A 22,212-nucleotide genomic window follows, 5' to 3' on the forward strand; every position below is an offset into this window, starting at 1 on the left:
ACGGGGTGTGGCGGTCCAATGTGTGGCCTCCAGGCCGCGATCGAGGCGCAAGGGGGTGCCACGCCATCCTGCCGTCCGGCAGATCTCACCCCCCCGGAACCCGCCCTGGTGCAGCATGCGGGCTGGCTGGCCAGGCCCTCGTGGTGAGGTACACTTTGTCCCTGTGTGGCTGATTCCGGGCATCGCCTGCGGGTGGGTGCACAATCGCGGCCTGGAGGCCGCTCCTACGGGGTGTGGCGGTCCAATGTGTAACCTCCAGGCCGCGATCGAGGCGCAAGGGGGTGCCACGCCATCCTGCCGCTCCGGCCCACGGAGCGTGCTAGCCAGGCTGGCAGACGCACTTCGGGACGAACTGAGGATGACGAGAATGGCGATGAGTTGGGGTTGGGGTCACTGGCTGGCGGCCGTCGGTCTGCTGGCCACCATGCTGGGTCCGGTGCGTGCCTCGGAGGTGCCCGACGGCCCGAGGCTGTTCCAGCGCCACTGCGCCGTCTGTCACGGTGAGACCGGCGAGGGTGGGGTCGGTGTGCCCCTGGCGTTGCCCGCCTTCCAGGCCAGCGTCTCCGACGCCTACCTGCGGCGCACCATCCGCCTCGGCCGCCCCGGCCGGGTCATGCCCTCCTTCGCCTATCTCAGCGATGCCGAGGTCAATGCCATCATCACCTATATCCGCAGCTGGCTCGACGTGCCGCGCCCGGCCTTCAGCGAGGCCCGCGTCGAGGGCGACGTGGAGCACGGCCGGGTCCTGTTCGCCGAACGCTGCGCTGCCTGCCATGGCAGCAATGGCGAGGGGGGCACCGGCACCGGGGTGACCTTCTCGCGGCCGCGCGACCTGCCGATCATCGCCCCGGCACTGAACAATCCCGGCTTCCTGGCGGCGGCCAGCGATCTGATGATCAAGGCCACCCTGATGCGGGGGCGGGCGGGGACGCCCATGGTCTCCTTCCTGGAACAGGGCCTCTCGGAGTCGGACATCGATGACCTGGTGGCCTTCATACGTGGCTTCGAAAAGAGCGCGCCGCAGTTGCGCAGTCACCTCAAGGCGGTGTCGCACGAGGCGGCGGTGCTGGTCTACGAATCGCCCTACAGCGTGGCGGAGACGGTGGAGGCGGTGAAGCGGGCGGTGATCGGCAAGAACTTCCGGCTGATCCGCACCCAGCGCCTGGAGTCCGGTCTGTTCCCGGAGGCGGAGCAGGATCCGCAGCAGGTGATCGTCTATTTCTGCAATTTCAACTTTCTCAACGAGGCGCTGAAGATCGACCCGCGGGTCGGCCTGTTCCTGCCCTGCCGGGTGACGGTGGTCGAACAGGACGGCGTGGTGAAGGTGATGTCGATCAACCCCAAGCGGCTGAGCAGCCTGTTCAACAACAACGCCCTGGACGAGGCCTGTAACCAGATGTACCAGGTCTACACCGACATCCTCGAGGAGGCGACGCTGTGATCCCTGCCCTGCGCTCCATTCTGCTCGCCCTCTGCCTGGGGCTGGCCAGTCTTGCCGTCCTGGCCGACAGCCTGCTGATGATCCGCTCGCCGCAGCCCTTTGCCGAGACCATGCTGGCCCTGCAGGACGCGATCCGCGAGCAGGGCTTCAAGGTGTCGCGGGTGCAGCGGGTCGACGTCGGCCTGACCGCCATGGGCTTCAAGACCGACAAGTACCGGGTGGTGTTCTTTGGCCGGCCGGAGCAGGTGCGCCGGCTCAGTCACGAACATCCGGAGCTGGTGCCCTATCTGCCGCTGAAGATCGCCATCTTCGCCGAGCGCGACGATACCCTGCTGGTGGCGGCCAACCCGCGCGAGCTGGGGCGTTTCTATCACTCGGAGGTGCTGCAACCGGTGTTCGAGGAATGGGCGGAGCAGATGCAGGCGATCTTCGACAAGGTCCGCCAGGCGCGCGACTGAGTCCCGGACTCAGAGGCGGTTCAGCGCTTCGTTGAGCCGCTGCTCGATGCGTTTCTTGTAGTTCAGGAAGTGCACCGTCTGCAGGCCCTGGGCCGCCTCGCCGCCGAGCAGGTTCTGCGCCAGGTCGATGTCGGTGATGTAGATCGGATAGGCCTGGCCACTGCTGCGCTGCTGCAGGACGTAGCGCGCCACCTCCTCGAACAGCGCATCGCCGTGTTCCAGCGAGGAGAACTCCATCTCGTTGCAATACATGGTGAAGTGGGTGCGCTGGTCGTCCAGCACGTCGCCGATCACCTGTACCCCGAAATAGCTCTGCGACTGGCGGAAGGGGCTGATGTTCTGCCGTTCCAGGCGTGGCTGGCTGCCGGCCCGCTGCAGGATCTGGTAATACTCGATGTCGCCGATGCTCGTTTCCTGGTGCTGTTCACGCGCCAGGTGGCTGCGCCGCTGGCGAATCTTCTCCAGGAAGCGCTGGTACTGGGTGAGCAGGGTCAGGGCATCGTGAAAGGCGGCCTGCTGATGGAACAGGGCGCCCATCTCGTCCAGCACATAGACCGTCGCCCGGTTGCCCTGCACCTGATAGAAGAGCTGGATCACGCCAGGCCGGTTGGTCTCGTAGATCAGGGCCAGCGGCGTGTCCCCCAGCGTGCTGCCGTCGATGCGCACCGGGCTGAAGCTGTCCTGGGCCGCGCCGAGATGTGCGAGCAGGGCCTTGTGGCTGCTCAGCCGGGTATAGCGGGGCACCTCGTTCTCGCTCTGCAGCACGTAGTACTCGTGGCCGACCGGCAGCACGTAGCGGGCCGTGTCGCGCCACTCGTTGTGATAGAACCAGTCGATGACGTTGCGGAACACCTCCTCCACCCGATGGGCGATGGCCGCACCGCGGGTGGACGAGAAGCTGAAGGCGGAGACCGCCATGGGGGGGCTGGCGGAGGACAGCGGTGACCAGGCCAGGTAGTCGCAGAGGCAGTCGAGCAGGGCGTCGCGGCCACTGTAGCGGAAGGTCAGCACCTCCTGCCAGCTGGTGACCAGGATCATCTCGAAGTCCAGGGCCAGGTTCTCCCAGCGGCCGCCATAGCTGAGGGCATCGGTGCGGTTGCTGACCAGCTGCATGCCGTTGCGGGTCAGCTTGGCCAGGGGGTCGATGCCGAGGTTGATGAACAGGGCGTTCTCACGCACCCGGGCCGGTTCCGCCAGTTCCGCCATCTCCGGTTCCGCGAGACTGCCATTGGGGAAGATGTCTTCCAGGCATTCCATCACCGAGCGCAGCTCCCAGGTGCTCAGGCTGCAGTCTTCCGGCTGCAGGCGGATCATCGAGCCGTGGGGATGGACGATGCGGTTGAAGTGGCACCAGGCGAGGATCTCCAGCAGATTGGGCGTCCGCTTCAGCGGTCGCTGGCCGCGGGTCTCGGCGGGGGGCACGTCACCGCGGTACAGCACCCAGCCTTCCTGCCCCTGGTTGCGTACCTGGTGCAGTGACAGGCGTTCCTCCAGCAGGTCGTCGGAGATGCCGGGGTTGATGATGTCCACCTTGCCGGCCTTGCGCTCGAAGGCGACGTACAGGCGCCGGCCGAGCAGATTGAGCTCCGCCGGGTCGATGGCATGCTGCCTGGCGTGCTGGCGGGCGAAGTCGGACAAGGCACGGTAGCTCTGGCTGAGGGCATCGATCAGGGACTGCCTCTCCTCCAGTACCCGCTGTATCTTCCAGCTCTGGCGGGCGTCGAGCATCAGCAGGTGCGCCTGGCTCCAACCCCAGTCCTGCACCAGCTCGCGCATCACCTCGCGTCGCCAGCTGATGGTGCCACGCCGGTCGGGGCGGCTCATGCGCTCATGGATCTTGAAATAGAAACAGCGCCGGGCCAGTTCCAGGCGTTCCAGCTCGCCGTTCTCCAGCAGGTATTCCTCGACCCGTGTCACCAGCTGGATGTAGGGGTCCATCTCGTCCAGGTTGCTGTCGCCCCCGTAGACCCGCTGCTTGTAGCGCAGACCCAGGGTCTGCACCTGCGGATATTCGCCGGCATAGGCCTCCATGAGGAGGATCTTCAGTACCGACTTGTAGGGCGAGGAGACGCCCTTGTACAGCTGCCAGAGGGCGGCGCCGAAGAATTCGCCAGCCGGCATCCGGCCGATGCCGCCGAAGTCCACGGTGTCGTGAGGGCCGACGAAGCGGCGGCGCTTCAGTTCGTGGACATACTCTTCGTAGCAGGTCTCGTATTCCGGCGGCACCAGCCACCAGATCGGATAGCGGCCGGCGATCAGCAAGCCGGTACGGTAGAACTCGTCGAGCAGCAGATGGTGCTGGGCCGTGCCGCTGCTCTCCTGCGACAGGCTCGACACCTCGCCGGCGCGGAAGGCCTCGTCGTTCATCAGGAAGAAGTGCACCTCCAGGCCGATGGTCGCGGCCCAGGTCTCGATGCCCTCCGCCTTGCGTGCCAGCGCCTGCAGCCCGGCCTCGTCCAGATCCGGGCGCACGCAGACCCAGATGTCGAAGTCGCTGTTCGGGGAATAGGCGATGGTGCCGCTGGAGCCCATCAGGTAGAGGGCATGGATGTTGTACTGGCGCACGGCGCGCCGCGAATAGGTGAAACTCTTGCTGAGCCGCTTGCCGGCCTCGATGCTGCGCTCGCTCGGCGTGTAGTCGCAGATCCCGGCCGGGGTCTTGCTGGAGATGTAGCCGGGCAGCATGGGGTGGTTGATGTGGAACAGCAGCGGCAGCAGATCGAGAAAGTCCTTCTGCCGTTCGCGCACGCTGATCTGCACCCGCTTCAGGCGGTCGTTGTTGATCGCCAGGAAGCGGCGCTTGACGGCGCGCAGCTGCACACCGTCCATCTCCAGCGGAGGGCTGTCGCTCGCCTGGGTCAGCATGGTGCGGGAGGGGCCGGTCGACGGCGGATCAGGCCGCTGCGCCGTCCCGGTTGTCGAAGGCTGCCCGGGCCCGGCGCAGCAGGGTATGGGCGTTGTCGGTGCGGGTCCATTCGGCCAGGCCGAAGGCCAGTCGCTCCGCCGGCAGGCTGCCGCCCAGGCGCAGGCGCAGCTTGTCGGCCAGCAGTCTCGCCTCGGGCAGGCGGGTCTCCGGCAGCGCCATGATGAACTCGCCCGGTTCGCCGCTGCCCACCAGATCGGCCCAGCGTAGCTGGTCTTTCAGTATCTGGCTGGCGGCACGCAGCATCTCGCTGTCCGCCTCGCGGATGCGCAGCAGCAGCAGGGAGAGCGGACTGTCGTAGCGCCGGCTGCGCGAGACCTGGGGTTCAAGGGCGACCATCAGTCCACGCTGATTGAGCAGGCCGGTGATCGGGTCCTTCAGCGACTGGGCTTCCAGTTCGGTCTCCAGCCGCGCACAGTCGCGCCGCAGCTGCAGCAGCTCGGTGCAGTCCTGGAGGATGCGTCCGTGCCGTGCCGGGGTGCCGTCACTAGCGGGCAGCTCGAGGTCGTGGATACGGAAGTGGCGTTCGCTGCCATCCAGCGCCGGCAGGCTGACCAGGCCCTCGGCATCCGGCGCCGCGGCCAGCGGGTGCCCGGGTCCGAAGGGGGCGCCGTGGCTTTCCAGCAGGCGCTGGCCGGCCTGGTTGCAGGCCTGCAGCCGGTGTTCGTCGTCATAGACCAGCAGGGCCTGGTCGCAGGCGTCGAGCAGGGGCATGAGCTGGGCGCAGTCGAGGTTTTGCATGGCGGCGTCTCCTTCCTTAGCAGGCTGTTGAAAAACCCTCTGACGGCACGATACGGCGTTAAAAAATGGCTCAAGATGCTCATTTACGGCCATGTAAACTGCGCTTTTTCGCCATTTTTGCCTTGTCGCGCACTCGCCAGAGACTTTTTCAACAGCCTGTTGGCGGTCGCGGGCGGCGGAAAACTGTGTCGGGGTTAACAGTTTTACTAGCGACCTTGGGCGGGAAGGCTTTAATGGTTCAGGAGCCGGGGTCAGTCGTATTCGTCGGCGCGGCGCGCGTCGCCGCGCACCCGTTCGGCGGGATAGCGCCCCTCGTTGATCTCGATCTTGTCCTGGGCGGCCTGGATCAGGTCGACCTCCAGCTTGTCCGCGATGCGGATCAGGTAGATCAGGATGTCGGCCAGTTCCAGGCGCACCGCCTCGTGTTTTTTCTCATCCAGTTCAGTGCTTTGCTTCTCGGTCAGCCACTGGAAGTGCTCCACCAGCTCGGCCGCCTCGGCGATCAGTGCCATGGACAGGTTCTTGGGGGAATGGAAGGGATCCCAGTCACGTTCGGCGGCGAAGCGGGCCAGTCGTCGGCGCAACTGTTCAAGGCTGTCGGGTTTCATGCGCGGATACAATCCTTCAAGGTTGGCGATTCCGGCCGATAGGCACTTTATGATAGCGGATTCATCAATTGCTGCCGGATGCTGAGTCGCGCATCCAGCCTGTCGTTGTTGCTGCTGCTGGTGGCCGGGGCGGAGCTGGCCGCTGCGGCCGAGATCCGTGGCCAGGTGGCGCTGCGTCACCTCGGCGTACTGCAGGGTGAGGCGGAGGTCGACGGCCGGCGGCTGATCAGCGTGGCCCTGCTGCCGCGTTCCGCGGCAGCAACGGGGCGGCCGCGGACCCATGTGATCAGGGTGCGGGACGGTCATTTCGAGCCCCTCTATCTCGCCATCCGGCGTGGCGACCGGGTGCGCTTCGTCAACCAGGCCGGGGTCTACCATGAGCTGTTTTCGCTGTCTGCTGCCGAGCCCGTCCACATGCGGCTGGGCAAGAGCGGGGCCGGTGCCAACAGCGAGCGGGATTTTGCGATGACCGGCAGCTGGCATCTGTTCTGCCGTATCCACAGCCGCAGCTATGCACGCATCGATGTTCTGGATGCAGTGCGGATCCAGATGATCCCGGCGGGTGGCCACTTCGAATTCGAGGGCCTGGAAGCGGGCCGCTGGCAGCTGCGCGTGGCCGGCCCCGGTGTGGAGACCCAGCATGTCGAAGCGGTCGCCATGACCTCCCCGCCGCCCTTGAAGCTGACCCTGGCGGTCCACGGCGCGCCCGGCGCCGGCCAGGGGCTGGCGGCCGCGCCCATCGCCATCGAGCAGCTGTTTCCGGCCGAGCCGGACGACCGGGGTTCGGTGGGAGGCAGGCGCGGGCCATGAAGATCGGCCAGAAGAACACCCTGTTCGTGCTGATGCTGGTCAGCGCCGTGCTGGTCGGCATGGCCCTGTCCGGTTACTACCTCGTGCAGCGGCACGTGGCGGCGCAGATCGACGCTGACATCGCCCGCGCCCACCGGGTCTTCGTCGAGGCGGAGCGCAGCGCCTTCACCCGCCTGCAGGCGGCGGCCCACGGCATCGCCCGCGAGCCCAGCCTGCTGGCCGCGGCGCTGACCGCCGATACCGCCACGGTGCGCGGCATGCTGGAGGATCTCTATCCCCGCCCGGGTATCGAGCTGCTCGCCGTCTATCTCGGTGGCAGTGTCGGCAGCGCCGTGGCCGAGGCCAGCAAGCCGCACCTCAGTTCCTCCCAGGTGCTGGCGTCGGCGCCGATGCTCGAGTTGATCCAGCGCGTCGGCCGCGGCGAGCCGGTGGCCTATGGCAATGCGCTGATCTTCGACACCTTCCTGCAGCTGGCGGCCATCCCGCTGCGCAGCCCGCTGGGTGGCTCGCTGGGCGTGCTGGTGGTGGGCGAGGAACTCGACCAGTCGGCCGTCGAGCAGCTCAAGCAGCTGATCCGGGCCGAAGTGGCGGTGTTCAGCGGCAACGTGGTGCTGGGCAGCACCCTGCCGATCGAGGGTGATCTGTTGCAGCAGATGGAGTACGGTCCCGGGCCGCGTCAGCCGCTGCGCTTCAGCGCCGGCGACGAGGTCTACCTGGGACACGTCTACCGCTTGCTGGCCGGCGACGGCAGCACCACGGTCGCCCGGCTGCTGGTGGCGCAGTCCAGCGATAGCTACTGGGCGCCCTATCGTCAGCTTGGCTTGCAGGGACTGATGTTCTCCGCCGGTGTGTTGCTGCTGGCCTCGCTGCTCGGCATCGGCATAAGCCAGGTTACCCTGACCCGGCCGATCATGCTGCTCAGCAAGGCGACCCGGCAGATCTCCAGCGGCAATCTGGACCACAAGGTGGTCATCGAACGCGACGATGAACTGGGCGAACTGGCCCGCTCGTTCAATGCCATGCTCGAGGATCTGGGGCGCTCGCGGGCGGAGCTGGTGCAGAGTCACCGCCGCTTCCATGATTTTGCCGAGAGTTCTTCCGACTGGCTGTGGGAGACGGACGCCGAGGGCCGCTTGGTGTATGTCTCCTCGGGTGTGGTGCACAACCTGGGGGTGGCGGTGGACAGCTTGCTCGGGCACAGCTTCGCCGAGGTCTTTCCGCGTGACGATCTGGGGGAACTGACGGACCGCTTGTGTCCGCCGGGACGGCGCCATTTCCCCTTCAAGGACCTGGAGTGCCGTGTCACCCTGCCGGACGGCAGCCGCCGCACCCTGCGCCTGAATGGCCTGCCGGTGGTCGAGGGGGGGCAGTTCCGCGGCTATCGCGGTACCGCCAGCGATGTCTCCAAGGCCCGCCAGGCCGAGGAGAGGCTGGCGGTACTCTCCAGCCAGGACCAGCTGACCGGACTGGCCAACCGGCGGCGTTTCCTGGTCGATCTGGCCCATGAGATCCGCCGGGCCCAGTCCCGGGACAGTCGAGGGGTGCTGATGCTGCTCGACCTGGACTACCTGAAGATGATCAACGACACCGCCGGTCATGCGGTAGGCGACGAGATCCTCATCCAGGTGGCCGGTGTCCTGACCCGGCTGTCGCGCAGCGAGGACCTGGTGGCGCGGGTCAGCGGCGACGAGTTCGCCCTCGCCTTCCCCGACATGTCGCTGGAGGAGGCGCGGGCCAAGGCGGAGATGATCCGCCAGGGCATCGCCGAGTGCCGGCCGGTGCACGGCGGCTCTGCGATCAATGTCTCGGCCAGCATCGGCGTGGTCTCCTTCCCCGACCGCGCCAGCAACGCCGTGGAGCTGATGGCGCTGGCCGATACCGCCATGTATACGGCCAAGGACAACGGCCGCGATCAGGTGCGCTTGTTCAGCGAGCTGGACCGGCAGCGGGAGCACATGGGCAGTCTGCTGGCGGCCCGCAATCAGGTGCTGGAGGCGCTGGAGGAGGAGCGCTTCGAGCTGGTCTTCCAGCCGATCGCCGACGTCCTCAGCGGCGGTGTGCATCATTTCGAGACCCTGCTGCGGATCCGCAATCCGGATGGCACCCTGTTGATGCCAGGCAACTTCATCCCCGCAGCCGAGCAGTTCGGTCTGATCGGCCGCATCGACCGGCTGGTGCTGCACGAGGCATTGGCGCGGCTGGCCGCCCTGCCCCCGGAGATGGCATCGGTCGGCCTGTCACTGAATCTCTCCGGCCTCTCGGTGGGGGACGAGGGGATGCTGCGTCTGATCTGCGAGGAGGTCGAGGCCTCGGGAGTGGCGCCGGAACGCATCACCTTCGAGGTGACCGAGACGGCGGCCTGCGAGAACATGGGCCGCGCCGTGGAGTTCATCGCCCGCATCCGCCAGCTCGGCTGCAAGATTTCGCTGGACGACTTCGGGGTCGGTTTCTCGTCCTTCTCCTACCTGAAGAACCTGCGGGTCGACGTGCTGAAGATCGACGGCAGTTTCATCCGCGACATCACCCGCAGCCAGGAGGATCAGCTGTTCGTCAAGGCGCTGGTCGACGTGGCGCGCGGCATGGGCATCCATACCGTGGCCGAGTTCGTCGAGACCCGGGAGGCCCTGTTGCTGCTGCGGCGGATCGGCGTCGACTACGTGCAGGGCTACTACATCGGCCGGCCGGGGCCGACCATGGAGCTGCGCCAGATCGAGATCCCCTCGGCCAGCGCCGTGCGGCCGGCGCTGGTGGGGTGAGGGGGGGTTCAGAATCCAGAATCCAGAATCCAGAATTCAGAATTCAGAATTCAGAATTCAGAATTCAGAATTCAGAATTCAGAATTCCAGGAGTCAGGGGATAGGGGGTAGGAGCGATCGCCAGGTCGCGATGCGGCGCGAAGCGCCGCTTCTGACGGCTCACCTAGCCCGGATATTGCACCACGGATTCGATGCTCAGGGCGAAGCCAGCTTCGGCCTGACATCGAACAGGCACAAACTGTAACCCGCCCAGGGGGGCTTCATGGCCATATTGTCCCTGTATTACAGCACGAACCCCGTTCACGTGCGCCGCCTTGGTGCAATATCCGGGTAGCTGCGGCTATGCTTCTGCGGGCGATCGGCCAAGCTGCTTTTGCATACCCGGGTCTGTTAACACCACGCCTATCGCGGCCTGGAGCCCGCTCCAACCCTGGTGCCGCCATGCCCCGTAGGAGCGGCGTCCACGCCGCGATGCGGCGCGCAGCGCCGCTTCTGACGGATTGATGAAGTCAGGAGGGGTGTCAGATTTCCAGGCGGGCACGGGCGCGCTGGGCGGCAGCGCGCACCTGGCTCGGGGCGGTGCCGCCCAGGTGGTCGCGGGCGGCCACCGAGCCCTCCAGGGTCAGCACCTCGAAGACGTCCTCGCCGATCACCGGCGACAGGGCCTGCAGTGCGGCCAGCTCGAGCTCGGCCAGGTCGCGGCCGCTGTCGATGCCCAGGCGCACCGCCTTGCCGACGATCTCGTGGGCGTCGCGGAAGGGGACGCCCTTGCGCACCAGGTAGTCGGCCAGGTCGGTGGCGGTGGAGAAGCCGGCCCGCGCGGCACGGCGCATGTTGTCCCGTTTCGGTTCGATGGCCGGGACCATGTCGGCGAACACCCGCAGGCAGCCCTTGAGGGTATCCACGGTGTCGAACAGCGGTTCCTTGTCTTCCTGGTTGTCCTTGTTGTAGGCCAGCGGTTGGCCCTTCATCAGCGTCAGCAGGCCGATCAGGTGGCCATTGACCCGGCCGGTCTTGCCGCGCACCAGTTCCGGCACGTCCGGGTTCTTCTTCTGCGGCATGATCGAGGAGCCGGTGCAGAAGCGGTCCGGCAGGTCGATGAAGTCGAACTGGGCCGAGGTCCAGAGGATGAGTTCCTCCGAGCAGCGTGACAGGTGGGTCATCAGCAGCGCCGCGGCGGCGGTGAATTCGATGGCGAAGTCACGGTCGGAGACGGCGTCCAGCGAGTTCTCGGCCGGGGCCTCGAAGCCCAGCAGCTCGGCGGTGTAGGCGCGGTCGATGGGATAGGTGGTGCCGGCCAGGGCGGCGGCACCCAGCGGCATGACGTTCATCCGCCGGCGGCAGTCCTTGAGCCGCTGCCGGTCGCGCTCCAGCATCTCGAACCAGGCCAGCAGGTGATGGCCGAAGGTCACCGGCATGGCCACCTGCAGGTGGGTGAAGCCGGGCATGATGGTGTCGGCCTCGCGTTCGGCCAGGTCGACGAGCCCCCGCTGCAGGCGTTCCAGTTCGGCAACACTGGCGTCGATCTCGTCACGCAGGTAGAGGCGCATGTCGGTGGCCACCTGGTCGTTGCGCGAGCGGCCGGTGTGCAGCTTCTTGCCGGCGTCGCCGATCAGCGCGGTGAGCCGCGCCTCGATGTTCATGTGCACGTCCTCGCGCGCCACCGACCACTCGAAGTCGCCGGCCTCGATCTCGCCGCGGATCCGCTGCAGGCCGTCGACGATGGCATCGCGTTCCGTCTCGCTGAGCACGCCGATCTTGGCCAGCATGCTGGCATGGGCGATGGAGCCGTCGATGTCGTAGCGGTACAGGCGCCGGTCGAAGTCGACCGAGGCGGTGAAGGCCTCGACGAAGGCGTCGGTGGATTCGGTGAAGCGGCCGCCCCAGAGCTTGCCGTTCGGGTCTTGGTCTGCCATGTGCGGGTTTCCGTCTGCCGGTGCTGTGGATCGCGCCAGTATAGCCGAGGCCTTGTCCGCAACCCAGATTCGGCTTTTCCGCCGCCGTGCCGATACTTGCAACAGGTGGATCGAACCGGGACACTCCAGCCATGGCGTCAGCAAAGGGACACCAGCGCCCGCCGCAGGAACGCGCAGCGAGCTTTTTCCTGCCCAGCTTCTGCGGCATCCGCATGGTATTCGCCGTGGTGGTGGTGGCCGAGCTGCTGGCCTTCGTCCTGGTGCTGGCCGGCCGTGCCCCCGGGCCGCGGCTGTGGAGCGATCTCGGCCTGGTGTCCCTGTTCGTGCAGTGGGTCGCCCTGAGCAGCGCCGCCCTGCTCTGCCTGCTGCGGCCCTGGCTGGCGCGGCTCAGCAATCTGGCGGCGGGCCTGCTGGCCTATCTGCTGCTGCTGGCGACCACCGCGGTGCTCAGCGAGGCGGCCTATCGCCTGCTCGCGCCGCTGGGGGGCTCGCCCCAGCTCGATCACCCCGGTTTCGTGCTGCGCAACCTCGCGATCAGCGCCATCATCAGCGCCCTGCTGCTGCGCTACTTCTATGTCCGCCACCAGTGGCAGGCCCAGGTGCAGGCCGAGGCCAGGGCGCGGATCGCGGCCCTGGCAGCGCGCATCCGGCCGCACTTCCTGTTCAACAGCCTCAATACCATCGCCTCCCTGACCTCCACCCGCCCGCAGCTGGCCGAGGAACTGGTCCAGGATCTGGCCGATCTGTTCCGGGTCACCATGCAGGACGTGGGGGCGCGGATCAGCCTGGCCGAGGAGATCGACATCGCACGCCGTTACCTGCACATCGAGAGCCAGCGCCTGGGCGAGCGCCTGCAGGTGGAGTGGATGACCAAGAACCTGCCGCTGACGGCCGAGGTGCCGCCGCTGATCCTGCAGCCGCTGCTGGAGAACGCCGTCTATCACGGCATCGAACCGGTGGCCGGTGGTGGCAGCATCCAGGTGCTGCTCACCTACAATCGCGGCGTGCTGCGGCTGGAGGTGCGCAATCCCCTGGTGGAGGGTGAGCTGGAGCGCCACCGCGAGGGCAACCGCATGGCCCTGGCCAACATCCAGGAGCGGTTGCGTCTGGCCTTCGGCGCCTCGGCCCGCCTGGAGACCGAGCAGCGCAACGGCGAATACCGGGTGCGGCTGCTGTTCCCGCTGGAGGCGGTGGCATGAGACTGTTGCTGGTGGACGACGAGGCCCTGGCCCGCGACCGGCTGCGGCGGCTGCTGGCCGAGCTGCCCGACACCGAGGTGGTGGGCGAGGCGGCCAGCGGCCGCGAGGCGCTGGAGCAGGTCGAGCGGCTGCAGCCGGACCTGGTGCTGATGGACATCCGCATGCCGGAGATGGATGGTCTGGAGGCGGCGCGGCATCTGGCGGCGCTGCCCGAACCGCCGGCGGTGATCTTTACCACTGCCTACGGCGAGCATGCCCTGGAGGCCTTCGAGGCGGCGGCGCTCGGTTACCTGGTGAAACCGATCCGCATCGAACGCCTGGCCGCGGCGCTGGGCAATGCCCGGCGCCTGACCCGGGCCCAGGCGGGGCGGCTGGAGGGCGAGAGCGGCCGGGCGCGCAGTCACCTCTGCGTGCGCCAGCGCGGCAACCTGCAGCTGGTACCGGTGGCGGACATCCGCTACTTCCGTGCCGACCACAAGTACGTCACGGTGCGCACGGGCAGCGGCGAGCTGTTGATCGAGGAGTCGCTGAAGTCGCTGGAGGAGGAGTTCGGTGCGCGCTTCGTGCGCGTCCATCGCAATGCGCTGGTGGCGCGCGCTTTCCTGCAGGGGCTGGAGAAGGATGCCCAGGGACGGCTCAACGTGGTGCTGATGGGCATCGACGAGCGGCTGGAGGTGAGCCGCCGGCATGCGTCGGCGCTGCGCCGGCTGTTGAAGGGCAGCTAGCTGTCCAATGAGCCAAGACAGGTTCCATGTGCCGGGGCTGGCGAGGCGGCAGGATGGGGGCGGCCCCCATCGTTGTGAGTCGATCGCGGCCTGGAGACCGCTCCTACCCCTCGTGCCGCCATGCCCCCCGTAGGAGCGGCCTCCAGGCCGCGATCGGGCAGGATCCGCGGCCATGCCCGCCGCATGTGCCGCGGCTGGCCGCACCCGCGTGGCTAGTCCATGAGCCCGGGGAACGTTCCATGGGCCGGGGCTGGCGAGGCGTGAGGATGGGGGCGGGTGGTCCCCGTCGTTGTGAGTCGATCGCGGCCTGAACCACGCCGCCCCCTTGTGCCGCCATGCCCCCCGTAGGAGCGGCCTCCAGGCCGCGATTGGGCAGGATCCGCGGCCATGCCCGCCGCATGTGCCGCGGCTGGCCGCGCCCCCGGGCTAATCCATGAGCCCGGGACACGTTCCATGCACCGGGGTCTGGCGAGGCGGCAGGATGGGGGCGGCCCCCATCGTTGTGACTCGATCGCGGTCTGGAGACCGCTCCTACCCCTCGTGCCGCCATGCCCCGTAGGAGCGGCCTCCAGGCCGCGATTGGGCGGGCTAGCTAGCTAGCGGCCGCGCAGGGCACGCAGGGCGGCGTCGATGGCCTGGTCCAGGTAGCCGCCGAAGAAGTCGGGCGTGGTCAGGCCGACCATGCGCTCGGTCAGCTCACGGCCCTCGGCGTCGAGAAACAGCAGGGTGGGGGTGAAGGACACGCCGTAGCGTTCGGCCAGCGTCTGGGGTGTGATGCGGCGGCCGTCGAAATCGGTCAGCAGTTCCGCCGCGTCGATGTCGATGCGACGGATCAGCACCCGGTCGTCATAGTCGCCGCTGATCAGCATGGGCACCAGGAAGTCGCTCTCCAGCAGCCGGCAGTAGCCGCAGTGGCTGGCTTCCACCGCCAGCAGGATGGGGATCCGCCGTTCCCTGGCCAGGCGGGCATCGCGCTGCAGGTCGCTGGCCAGCGGCGCCTGCGGCGGCCCGTCTGCCGCCGCTGCGGCGGCGGCCAGCAGCCAGCCCAGCAGCAGCCACACGGCCGGGCCGACCCCATATCGCTTGCAACCGGCTTTCACCACTCGTTATCCTCGCCTTTTCGGGTCACGCGCCCGTCTTCGCCGGTCAGCTCCCGCGCCCGGGATCAGCCAGGTCCGCCCATTTCACAATCTGGATTGCAGGATGTCCATCTCCAACGACACGATTCGCATCGCCACCCGCAAGAGCGCGCTGGCCCTGTGGCAGGCCGAGCACGTCCGCGCCGGTCTCGAGGCCCTTCATCCCGGTCTCAAGGTCGAGCTGCTGACCATGAGCACCCGCGGCGACAAGATCCTCGACAGCCCGCTGGCCAAGGTGGGCGGCAAGGGGCTGTTCGTCAAGGAGCTGGAACAGGCCATGCTGGAGGGACGGGCCGACATCGCCGTGCATTCCATGAAGGATGTGCCGGTGGAGATGCCGGACGGCCTGGAGCTGGCGGTGATCCTGGAGCGCGAGGATCCGCGCGACGCCTTCGTCTCCAACCGCCATGCGAGTTTCGAGGACCTGCCGCAGGGTGCGGTGGTCGGTACCTCCAGCCTGCGCCGCCAGTGCCAGCTGCGGGCTGCCCGCCCGGACCTGCTGATCCATGACCTGCGCGGCAACGTCAATACCCGGCTCGACAAGCTCGACGCCGGTGACTACGACGCCATCATTCTCGCCTGCGCCGGCCTCAAGCGCCTCGGTTTCGGCGCCCGCATTCGCCAGACCCTGGGACCGGATCAGGTGCTGCCGGCCATCGGCCAGGGCGCGGTGGGCATCGAGTGCCGTAGCGACGACGAGGCGGTGAAGGCGCTGATCGCACCGCTCGCCCATGCCGAGACCAGCCTGCGGCTGCGCGCCGAGCGGGCCTTCAACAGCCGGCTGATGGGCGGCTGCCAGGTGCCCATTGCCGGCTATGCCGAGATCGAGCACGGCGTGGTGCTGCTGCGCGGTCTGGTGGGTCGACCGGACGGCAGCGAGATCATCCTCGGCGACATCAGCGGCCGGCCGGAGGATGGTGAGGAACTGGGCCGGGTGCTGGCCGAGGATCTGCTGGCGCGGGGTGCCGGCGAGATTCTCGAGGCCCTGTACGCGGACTGAAGGCGGTGGCGGAATCCGGGCCACTGGCGGGGGTGCGGGTGCTGGTGACCCGGCCGGCGGCCCAGGCCGGCCGCCTGCAACGGCTGATCGAGGCGGCGGGCGGCCGCGTCGTGATCTTCCCGGTACTGGAGATCGCCCCCCCGCGGGACCCGGCCTCGGCGGCGGCCCGGTTGGGGCGCCTGGCCGACTACGATCTGGTGCTCTTCGTCAGCGCCAATGCCGTGCGCTGGGCCCGGGAGGCCGGGCTGAAGCCGGGTGCCTGGCCGGCCGGTACCCGTCTCGGTGCGGTTGGCCGGCGGACCGCCGAGGCCCTGCGCACGGCCGGGTTCGAACCCGATATCGTGCCTGCGGCGGGTCATGACAGCGAGGCGCTGCTGGCCGAGCCGGGGCTGACCGGGGTCGGCGGCCAGCGGGTGCTGATCGTGCGCGGCGAGGGTGGCCGGGAACGGCTGCGTACGGAACTGGAGGCGCGCGGGGCGACGGTCGACTATGCCGAGGTCTACCGCCGTCGGCGGCCGGCCGCCGACCCGACGGCGCTGCTCGCGGACTGGGCCGGGGGCGGCATCGACGTGGTCACCGTCAGCAGCCTGGAGGGCCTGCAGAATCTGGTCGCCATGCTGGGTGAAAACGGGCAGACTCTGCTACGCCGCACGGCGCTGATCGTGCCCAGCCGGCGGGTGGCGGAGGCCGCCGCCGGACTCGGGTTACCGCCACCATGGGTGGCCGCCGACGCCACCGACGAGGCCATGCTGGCTGCCCTCCGGGAATGGGTGGCCGTCAGGGGAACAGAGCAATGAGCGAAGCGCAGCACGAAGACGACAGGAAATCCTCTCCCGCGGCGGCCAAGCCGCCCGCCCGCCCCGCCTCCAAGCGGCGCCGGGGGCGGGGTGCCGGAGGCGGCCGTCAGCAATCCCCGAGCGGGCCGGCAACGGCCAGCTATGCACTGCCGCTGGCCCTGGTCGCGCTGCTGCTGGCGGTGGGAGCGCTGGTCGGCGGCTATTTCATCTGGCACGAGGTCACCCGCCAGGCCGGCTGGCAGCGTGAGGTGCTGGCCCAGATCGACGGCCGCAACCAGGCCATGGACGAGCGCATCCGCACCCTTGGCAGCCGGCTCGATGCCGATCTGGCGGCGGCGGCCCGCGCCCGCAGCGCACTGGAACAGCGCCTGCAGGGGCTCGGCAGCTCGCAGCAGGCGCTGGAGAACGCCATCGGTCTGCTACGGGCCCAGCTCGGCCGCAGCCACGACGACTGGACCTTGGCCGAGACCCGCTACCTGCTGCACGTTGCCAACCAGCGGCTGCTGCTGCTGCGTGATCCGGCCACTGCCCTGGCGGCGCTGGAGGATGCCGACCAGCGCCTGGCCGGCCTGGGCGATCCGGCCTATGTGCCGGTGCGCGAGGAGATCGCCCGTGAGATCGCCGCTCTGCGTCAGCTGCAGCTGCCGGACTACGAGGGCCTGGCGCTGCGCCTGGCGAGCCTGACCGGCCAGGTGGAGGCATTGCCGCTGGCCGGCAGCCAGTACCGGCCGGGGGAGAGAACCGCTCAGCCCGGAGCCGAGGGTGCGGCGCAGCCGGCGCCGGCGCCAGTCGCCGGCTGGCGGCAGGCCCTGGATGAGGTCGGCCGGGCGCTGGAGCGACTGGTGGTGGTGCGCCGTGAGGACCGGCCGGTGGCGCCCATGCTGCCGCCGGAGGCGCAGTATTTCCTGTACGAGAACCTGCGCCTGCAGCTGGAGGCGGCGCGGCTTGCCCTGCTGCGCCAGTCGCCGGCCGCCTGGCGCAGCAGTCTGCAGACGGTGCGCGACTGGCTGCAGGCCCACTTCGACACCGAGTCGCCAGCGACCCGCAGCCTGCTGACGGCAGTCGACGAGCTGCTTGCCATCGACATTCGTCCCGAGTTGCCGGATATCTCGGCCTCGCTGCGGCTGCTGCGCGAGCAGATGGTGTTGAGCGAGGCTGAACCGCCGGCGGCGGACGCGGAGCCGGCCCCATGAGGTTCCTGATCGCTGCCCTGCTGGCCCTGCTGGTTGCCACCGGCCTCGGCCTGCTGCTGATGAAGGATCCGGGCTATGTGCTGATCGGCTACGGGCCCTGGACCGTCGAGACCTCCCTGTCCCTCCTGCTGACGGTCGTGCTGCTGCTGTTTGCGGTCTTCTATCTGCTGTTGCGGCTGCTGGCCGGCATGCGGCGTGCGCCCCGCCAGCTGCGCAGCTGGGACCGGCGGCGGCGGGCGCTGCGGGCCCGCAATGAACTCAACCGCGGCCTGATCGAGCTGGCGGAGGGCAACTGGTCGGCGGCCGAGCGGCGGCTGATCCGCCATGCGGCCGACAGCGACAATCCCCTGCTCAACTACCTCGCCGCGGCCCGCGCCGCCCAGCAGCAGGGGGCCCACGAGCGACGCGACCACTACCTGCGGCTGGCCCACCAGGCGATGCCGGACGCCGACGTCGCCGTTGGCCTCACCCAGGCCGAGCTGCAGATCGCCCACCGGCAGATGGAGCAGGCGCTGGCCACCCTCAGCCACCTGCGCCAGGTCGCGCCGCGGCATGCCTATGTGCTGAAGATGCTGGTGGAACTCTACCAGCGGCTCGGTGACTGGGAACACCTGCGGGATCTGCTGCCGGAGCTGCGTCGCCGGCATGTGCTGCCGGCCGAGGCGGTCGATGCCCTGGAGGTGAAGCTGCACGGCGAGCTGCTCGAGGCCGCGGCGCGCAGCGGCGATGCCGAGGCGCTGCGCGAGACCTGGGGGCGGGTCCCGCGCCGGCTGCGCGAGACCCCGGAGCTGGTTCTGCACTACGCCCGCCAGCTCCAGGTGCTGGGCGAGGACGGCGAGGCCGAACAGCTGCTGCGCGCTGCCCTGCGCCGGCAGTGGAACGAGCAGATGGTCGACCTCTATGGCCGCCTGGCCGGCGAGCACAGGGGACTGCAGCTACAGACCGCCGAGGAGTGGCTGCAGGGCCACGACAAGGATCCGGTACTGCTGCTGGCGCTGGGCCGCATCGCCCTGCGCAACGAACTCTGGGGCAAGGCGCGCGGCTACCTGGAGGCGGCCCTGGCCCTGCAGCCCAGCGTGGAAGGCTACCAGCTGCTCGGCCGCCTGCTGGAGCGCATGCACGAGCCGGAGGCGGCGGTGGCCTGTTTCCGCCATGGCCTGGCCCTGGCGGCGGGCGAGGACGGCGCCCTGCTGCCGGCGCCTGGGGCGGGCACGGCGGTATCCGACGAGGCGGCGTCGGAGTCGGCCGACAAGGCGCTGCCGGCCGGCTGAGGCGTTCAGCCGGGTCTGGCGGCGAGGATGCTGTGCAGCGGGGCCAGGCTGATCTGGGCCCGAAACAGGATCCGTCTGCTGTCGAGCAGGCCGAAGCAGTGGTAGGTCTGATAACCGTTCTCCCGGTCGCTCGCCGGCGTCTCCTCCAGCGGCAGTTTTCGCACCAGCAGGGCCAGCATGTCGTTGCTGGCGAGGCCGGCGCTCAGCGACCGGTCGATGCTGATCTGCTGGGAGACATAGACCATGGGGTCGGCGCGGAAGTCGTGGCCGAGCAGGGTCGCCCATTCCAGCAGGGCGCAGGAGATGTAGGCAACGGGAAAGATCTCCGGGAAACGCACCCGCCCCTCCAGCTCGTCGAAGTAGCGGGTCTGCTCGATGCCCGAGCCAACGAGGAAGTTCTTGGCGTTGGAGACGTTGAGGTACTTGCGCTTGAAGAAGTAGCCGCTGTCGCCGAGGATGCTGCGGTCGCATGCCCCCTCCAGCGCCGGCAGGCCGCGGAAGTCGGCCTCTTCCAGGACCAGCGGATGGCTGGCCTCCTTCTTGAAGCCGAGCAGGGCCAGGCGGCCGGCTGCCTTGAGCGAGAAGCGGTTGCTGAGCACATCCCCCGCCTCCGACAGGCGTGAGCCGCGGATCTCGATTTCCAGCGGGGCGTCGGGCTGTACCACGTTGGCGAAATTCACCTGGTAGTGGCTGAAGCCCAGCCCCCGTTGCTCGATCAGGGCAGTCTCGTCCTGCCGTTCACGGTGTTCGCGGAGCCGTTCCGCGACCAGGGCCAGCAGCTGGAAGCCGAGGGCAATGGGGCCGCCGAAGGGGTTGTCGTGGATCTCGCGCCACTTGGTCTTGTCGTGGAAGGGATTGAAGTCGTCGGTGGCGTTGCGTGCCGCATCGATGTGCACCAGCGAAAAGGCGACTTCCCGTGGCATAGAGGCTGCTCCAGGCGCGGCGGTGTCCTTGTGGTCCGCACCTTCCGAACCTTACCCCAAGGCAGCGGCCGCCGCTAGCAGCCTGTCAACACCACGCCAATCGCGGCCTGGAGGCCGCTCCTGCCAGGGTGCCGCCATGCCCCGTAGGAGCGGCCTCCAGGCCGCGATCCCCGGCGGGTCCAGCCTCGCCCTGAGCATCGAATCCTTGGTGCAATATCCGGGCTAGCCAGCCGGCTGGGCATCCTTGGCGAATTCGAAGGCGTCGCAGTAGAGCTGTTCCTCGGGCAGTCCCCGGCCGAGCAGGGCGCTGCGTGCCGCCTCGACCATCGCCGGTGGTCCGGCCATGTAGATGTCGTGAGCGCTGAGGTCGGGATGGTCCGCCAGCAGGGCGTCCAGGGCCAGGCCGCTGCGGCCATGCCAGGCATCCGCCGCCTGTGGTTCGGAGAGCACGGGGGTATAGCGGAAACCGGGGTGTGTCGCCTCCCAATTGCGGGCCAGCTCGTCCAGGTAGAGGTCGTCCCTGCCGCGTGCCCCCCAGTAGAGATGGATGGGGCGTTCGAGGCCGATGTGGAAGGCGTGCTCGATCATGCCCTTGATCGGTGCGAAGCCAGTGCCCCCCGCCAGCATCAGGATCGGCCGGGGGGAGTCCTCGCGCAGATGGAAGCTGCCGAAGGGGCCTTCGATGCGCAGCAAGGTCTTGGGTTGCATCTGCTCGAACACGTAACGGGTGAACTCGCCGCCGGGCACCAGGCGGATGTGCAGTTCCAGCGTCTCGTCGTCATGGGGCGCATTGGCGAGGGAGAAGGCGCGGCGGCGGCCATCCTTGAGCAGGATCTCGATATACTGGCCGGCGAGGAACTGCAGGCGTTCGGCCTCCGGCAGCTTGAGCCGCAGGCGCACGACATCGGCTGCCAGGTGCTCGATCTCGGTGACCTTGGCCGGCAGTTGCTTGACCTCGATCTCCGCCTCGCTCTCCACCTCCGGGACGGCGATCTCGAGGTCGGTTTCCGGCAGTGCCTGGCAGAACAGGGCGGTGCCGGCCGCGGCCTCCGCCTGGTCCAGGGCGGGCGGCAGGGGGCCGCCGTAGTGGACACGGCCCGCCAGGACCTGCCCCTGGCAGGCGCCGCAGCTGCCGCTGCGACAGCCGTAGGGGAGGAGAATGCCCTGGCGCAGGGCGGCATCGAGCACGGTCTCGCCCGCCTCGACGATGAATTCGTGATTGCTGCCCTGGATCCGCACCCGGTGACTCATTCGTGGTACCTTTTTGCCGTCTGTGGCGTCGTGTTCAAGTTGAGGATTGGCGAACCGCGCATTCTCGCTGATTTCCCCGGAGATAAAAACCGATGAACCCTGTGTTAATCGTCGGCTGCGGCTATATCGGCCGCCGGGTCGCCGCCGCCTGCCTGGCCGAAGGCGGCAGAGTGTACGGCGTGGTGCGCAGTGCCGACAGCGCCCGCCGCCTGGAGGCCGAGGGCATCCGGGCACTGCCCCTCGATCTGGACCGGGAGCGGGTTCCGGCCGACTGGCCGACGGCGGGTGCCCGGCTGTACTACTTCGCGCCCCCGCCGGCCGAGGGCGTGAGCGATCCGCGCATCGAACGCCTGCTGGAGGCGTTGCAGGGGCCGCGGTGTCCGGCGCGCATCGTCTATATCAGCACCACCGGGGTCTATGGCGACTGTGGCGGGCGCTGGATCGACGAGTCGGAGCCGGCCAAGCCGGCCACCGACCGGGCCCGGCGGCGTCATGCCGCCGAACAGGCGCTGCGCCGCTGGTCGGCCGCCAGCGGCGTGCCGGTGGTGATCCTGCGCGTGCCCGGCATCTACGGCCCGGGCAAGCTGCCGCTGGAACGGCTGCGGCGCGGCCTGCCGCTGCTCGACGAGGCCGATTCGCCCTATACCAACCGCATTCACGCCGAGGATCTGGTGGCCGCCTGCCGGGCGGCCATGGCCCATCCCGCGCCCGGGCCGCTGTACAACGTGGCGGACGGCCGGCCCTCCAATATGACCGATTACTTCAACCGCATCGCCGATGCCGCCGGCCTGCCGCGACCGCCCACGGTGAGCCGGGCCGAGGCGGGGACGCGGCTCAGCGCCGGCATGCGTGCCTTCATGGATGAATCGAAGCGCATCGACAACCGCCGGCTGCGCGAGGAGCTGGGGGTCAGCCTGGCCTATCCGGACCTGGATGCCGGGCTGGCGGCCTGCCTCGGCGAGCCGTGACACAGCTAACCCGCCTATTGCGCCAAGGATTCGATGCCCAGGGCGAGGCTGGACCCGCCGGGGATCGCGGCCTGGAGGCCGCTCCTACCCGGG

General features: G+C 68.6%; 18 protein-coding genes. 11 read left to right on the plus strand and 7 right to left on the minus strand.

The features are described from left to right. Window positions 1-373 precede the first annotated feature (373 nt). Together QVG61_RS00385 and QVG61_RS00390 are read left to right on the plus strand one after the other, a co-directional pair. The gene (locus tag QVG61_RS00385) at window positions 374-1,441 is read left to right on the plus strand and encodes a c-type cytochrome (protein ID WP_289931314.1); all 1,068 of its coding nucleotides are present in this window, start codon (window positions 374-376) and stop codon (window positions 1,439-1,441) included. Beyond that, window positions 1,438-1,899: a DUF302 domain-containing protein gene (locus tag QVG61_RS00390; RefSeq protein ID WP_289931315.1), complete on the plus strand. Its 462-nt coding sequence runs from the start codon at window positions 1,438-1,440 to the stop codon at window positions 1,897-1,899. Before QVG61_RS00385 ends, QVG61_RS00390 begins: the two co-directional genes overlap by 4 nt. A gap of 9 nt (window positions 1,900-1,908) precedes the next feature. Here the strand turns inward: QVG61_RS00390 and QVG61_RS00395 are convergent, their stop codons facing one another. The 3 genes from QVG61_RS00395 to QVG61_RS00405 form a co-directional block, all read right to left on the minus strand. Continuing rightward, on the minus strand, window positions 1,909-4,764 hold the full coding sequence (locus QVG61_RS00395; RefSeq protein WP_289931316.1) for a class I adenylate cyclase: 2,856 nt from the start codon (window positions 4,762-4,764) through the stop codon (window positions 1,909-1,911). Between the two features lie 28 nt (window positions 4,765-4,792). Then, window positions 4,793-5,563: a hypothetical protein gene (locus QVG61_RS00400; RefSeq protein ID WP_289931317.1), complete on the minus strand. Its 771-nt coding sequence runs from the start codon at window positions 5,561-5,563 to the stop codon at window positions 4,793-4,795. Between the two features lie 251 nt (window positions 5,564-5,814). Further along, on the minus strand, window positions 5,815-6,171 hold the full coding sequence (locus QVG61_RS00405) for a nucleotide pyrophosphohydrolase (RefSeq protein WP_289931319.1): 357 nt from the start codon (window positions 6,169-6,171) through the stop codon (window positions 5,815-5,817). Window positions 6,172-6,249: 78 nt separating this feature from the next. On the opposite strand from QVG61_RS00405, the gene QVG61_RS00410 reads away from it, so the two are divergent. Together QVG61_RS00410 and QVG61_RS00415 are read left to right on the plus strand one after the other, a co-directional pair. Then, on the plus strand, window positions 6,250-6,981 hold the full coding sequence (locus tag QVG61_RS00410; RefSeq protein WP_289931320.1) for a hypothetical protein: 732 nt from the start codon (window positions 6,250-6,252) through the stop codon (window positions 6,979-6,981). Continuing rightward, window positions 6,978-9,737 carry an EAL domain-containing protein gene (locus QVG61_RS00415; RefSeq protein WP_289931321.1) on the plus strand — a complete coding sequence of 920 codons (2,760 nt, stop codon included), beginning with the start codon at window positions 6,978-6,980 and terminating at the stop codon, window positions 9,735-9,737. Before QVG61_RS00410 ends, QVG61_RS00415 begins: the two co-directional genes overlap by 4 nt. Window positions 9,738-10,258: 521 nt before the next feature. Here QVG61_RS00415 and argH read toward each other — a convergent pair. Beyond that, a complete protein-coding gene (gene argH, locus QVG61_RS00420; protein WP_289931322.1) occupies window positions 10,259-11,653 on the minus strand; it encodes an argininosuccinate lyase in 1,395 nt (464 codons plus the stop codon). Window positions 11,654-11,784: 131 nt separating this feature from the next. On the opposite strand from argH, the gene QVG61_RS00425 reads away from it, so the two are divergent. Both QVG61_RS00425 and QVG61_RS00430 read left to right on the plus strand, forming a co-directional pair. Further along, window positions 11,785-12,852, plus strand: a complete 1,068-nt coding sequence (locus QVG61_RS00425) for a histidine kinase (RefSeq protein WP_289931323.1) — start codon at window positions 11,785-11,787, stop codon at window positions 12,850-12,852. Then, window positions 12,849-13,577, plus strand: a complete 729-nt coding sequence (locus tag QVG61_RS00430) for a LytTR family DNA-binding domain-containing protein (protein WP_289931324.1) — start codon at window positions 12,849-12,851, stop codon at window positions 13,575-13,577. Before QVG61_RS00425 ends, QVG61_RS00430 begins: the two co-directional genes overlap by 4 nt. Window positions 13,578-14,173: 596 nt before the next feature. Here the strand turns inward: QVG61_RS00430 and QVG61_RS00435 are convergent. Then, a complete protein-coding gene (locus tag QVG61_RS00435) occupies window positions 14,174-14,677 on the minus strand; it encodes a thioredoxin fold domain-containing protein (protein ID WP_289931325.1) in 504 nt (167 codons plus the stop codon). A gap of 109 nt (window positions 14,678-14,786) precedes the next feature. Between QVG61_RS00435 and hemC the strand changes: the two genes are divergently transcribed. From hemC to QVG61_RS00455, 4 genes are read left to right on the plus strand one after another with little or no spacing between them, the layout of a single operon-like run. Continuing rightward, the gene (hemC, locus tag QVG61_RS00440; RefSeq protein ID WP_289932794.1) at window positions 14,787-15,716 is read left to right on the plus strand and encodes a hydroxymethylbilane synthase; all 930 of its coding nucleotides are present in this window, start codon (window positions 14,787-14,789) and stop codon (window positions 15,714-15,716) included. Between the two features lie 5 nt (window positions 15,717-15,721). Beyond that, complete coding sequence (locus QVG61_RS00445; RefSeq protein WP_289931326.1) at window positions 15,722-16,513, plus strand: uroporphyrinogen-III synthase; 792 nt, start codon at window positions 15,722-15,724, stop codon at window positions 16,511-16,513. After that, window positions 16,510-17,706 carry a uroporphyrinogen-III C-methyltransferase gene (locus QVG61_RS00450; protein ID WP_289931327.1) on the plus strand — a complete coding sequence of 399 codons (1,197 nt, stop codon included), beginning with the start codon at window positions 16,510-16,512 and terminating at the stop codon, window positions 17,704-17,706. Before QVG61_RS00445 ends, QVG61_RS00450 begins: the two co-directional genes overlap by 4 nt. Continuing rightward, complete coding sequence (locus QVG61_RS00455; RefSeq protein ID WP_289931328.1) at window positions 17,703-18,977, plus strand: heme biosynthesis HemY N-terminal domain-containing protein; 1,275 nt, start codon at window positions 17,703-17,705, stop codon at window positions 18,975-18,977. The genes QVG61_RS00450 and QVG61_RS00455 overlap by 4 nt, the downstream gene beginning before the upstream one ends. A 5-nt stretch (window positions 18,978-18,982) precedes the next feature. Here QVG61_RS00455 and QVG61_RS00460 read toward each other — a convergent pair whose 3' ends face one another. Beyond that, complete coding sequence (locus QVG61_RS00460) at window positions 18,983-19,900, minus strand: hypothetical protein (protein ID WP_289931329.1); 918 nt, start codon at window positions 19,898-19,900, stop codon at window positions 18,983-18,985. A 222-nt stretch (window positions 19,901-20,122) separates the two neighbouring features. Continuing rightward, a complete protein-coding gene (locus tag QVG61_RS00465) occupies window positions 20,123-21,151 on the minus strand; it encodes a CDP-6-deoxy-delta-3,4-glucoseen reductase (RefSeq protein WP_289931330.1) in 1,029 nt (342 codons plus the stop codon). 92 nt (window positions 21,152-21,243) lie between these two features. Between QVG61_RS00465 and QVG61_RS00470 the strand changes: the two genes are divergently transcribed. Beyond that, window positions 21,244-22,119, plus strand: a complete 876-nt coding sequence (locus tag QVG61_RS00470) for an SDR family oxidoreductase (protein ID WP_289931331.1) — start codon at window positions 21,244-21,246, stop codon at window positions 22,117-22,119. Window positions 22,120-22,212: the final 93 nt, after the last annotated feature.

Origin of the sequence: Thiohalobacter sp. IOR34 (assembly GCF_030406045.1) — a bacterium.
In the GTDB taxonomy this organism is placed as follows: Bacteria; Pseudomonadota; Gammaproteobacteria; order Thiohalobacterales; family Thiohalobacteraceae.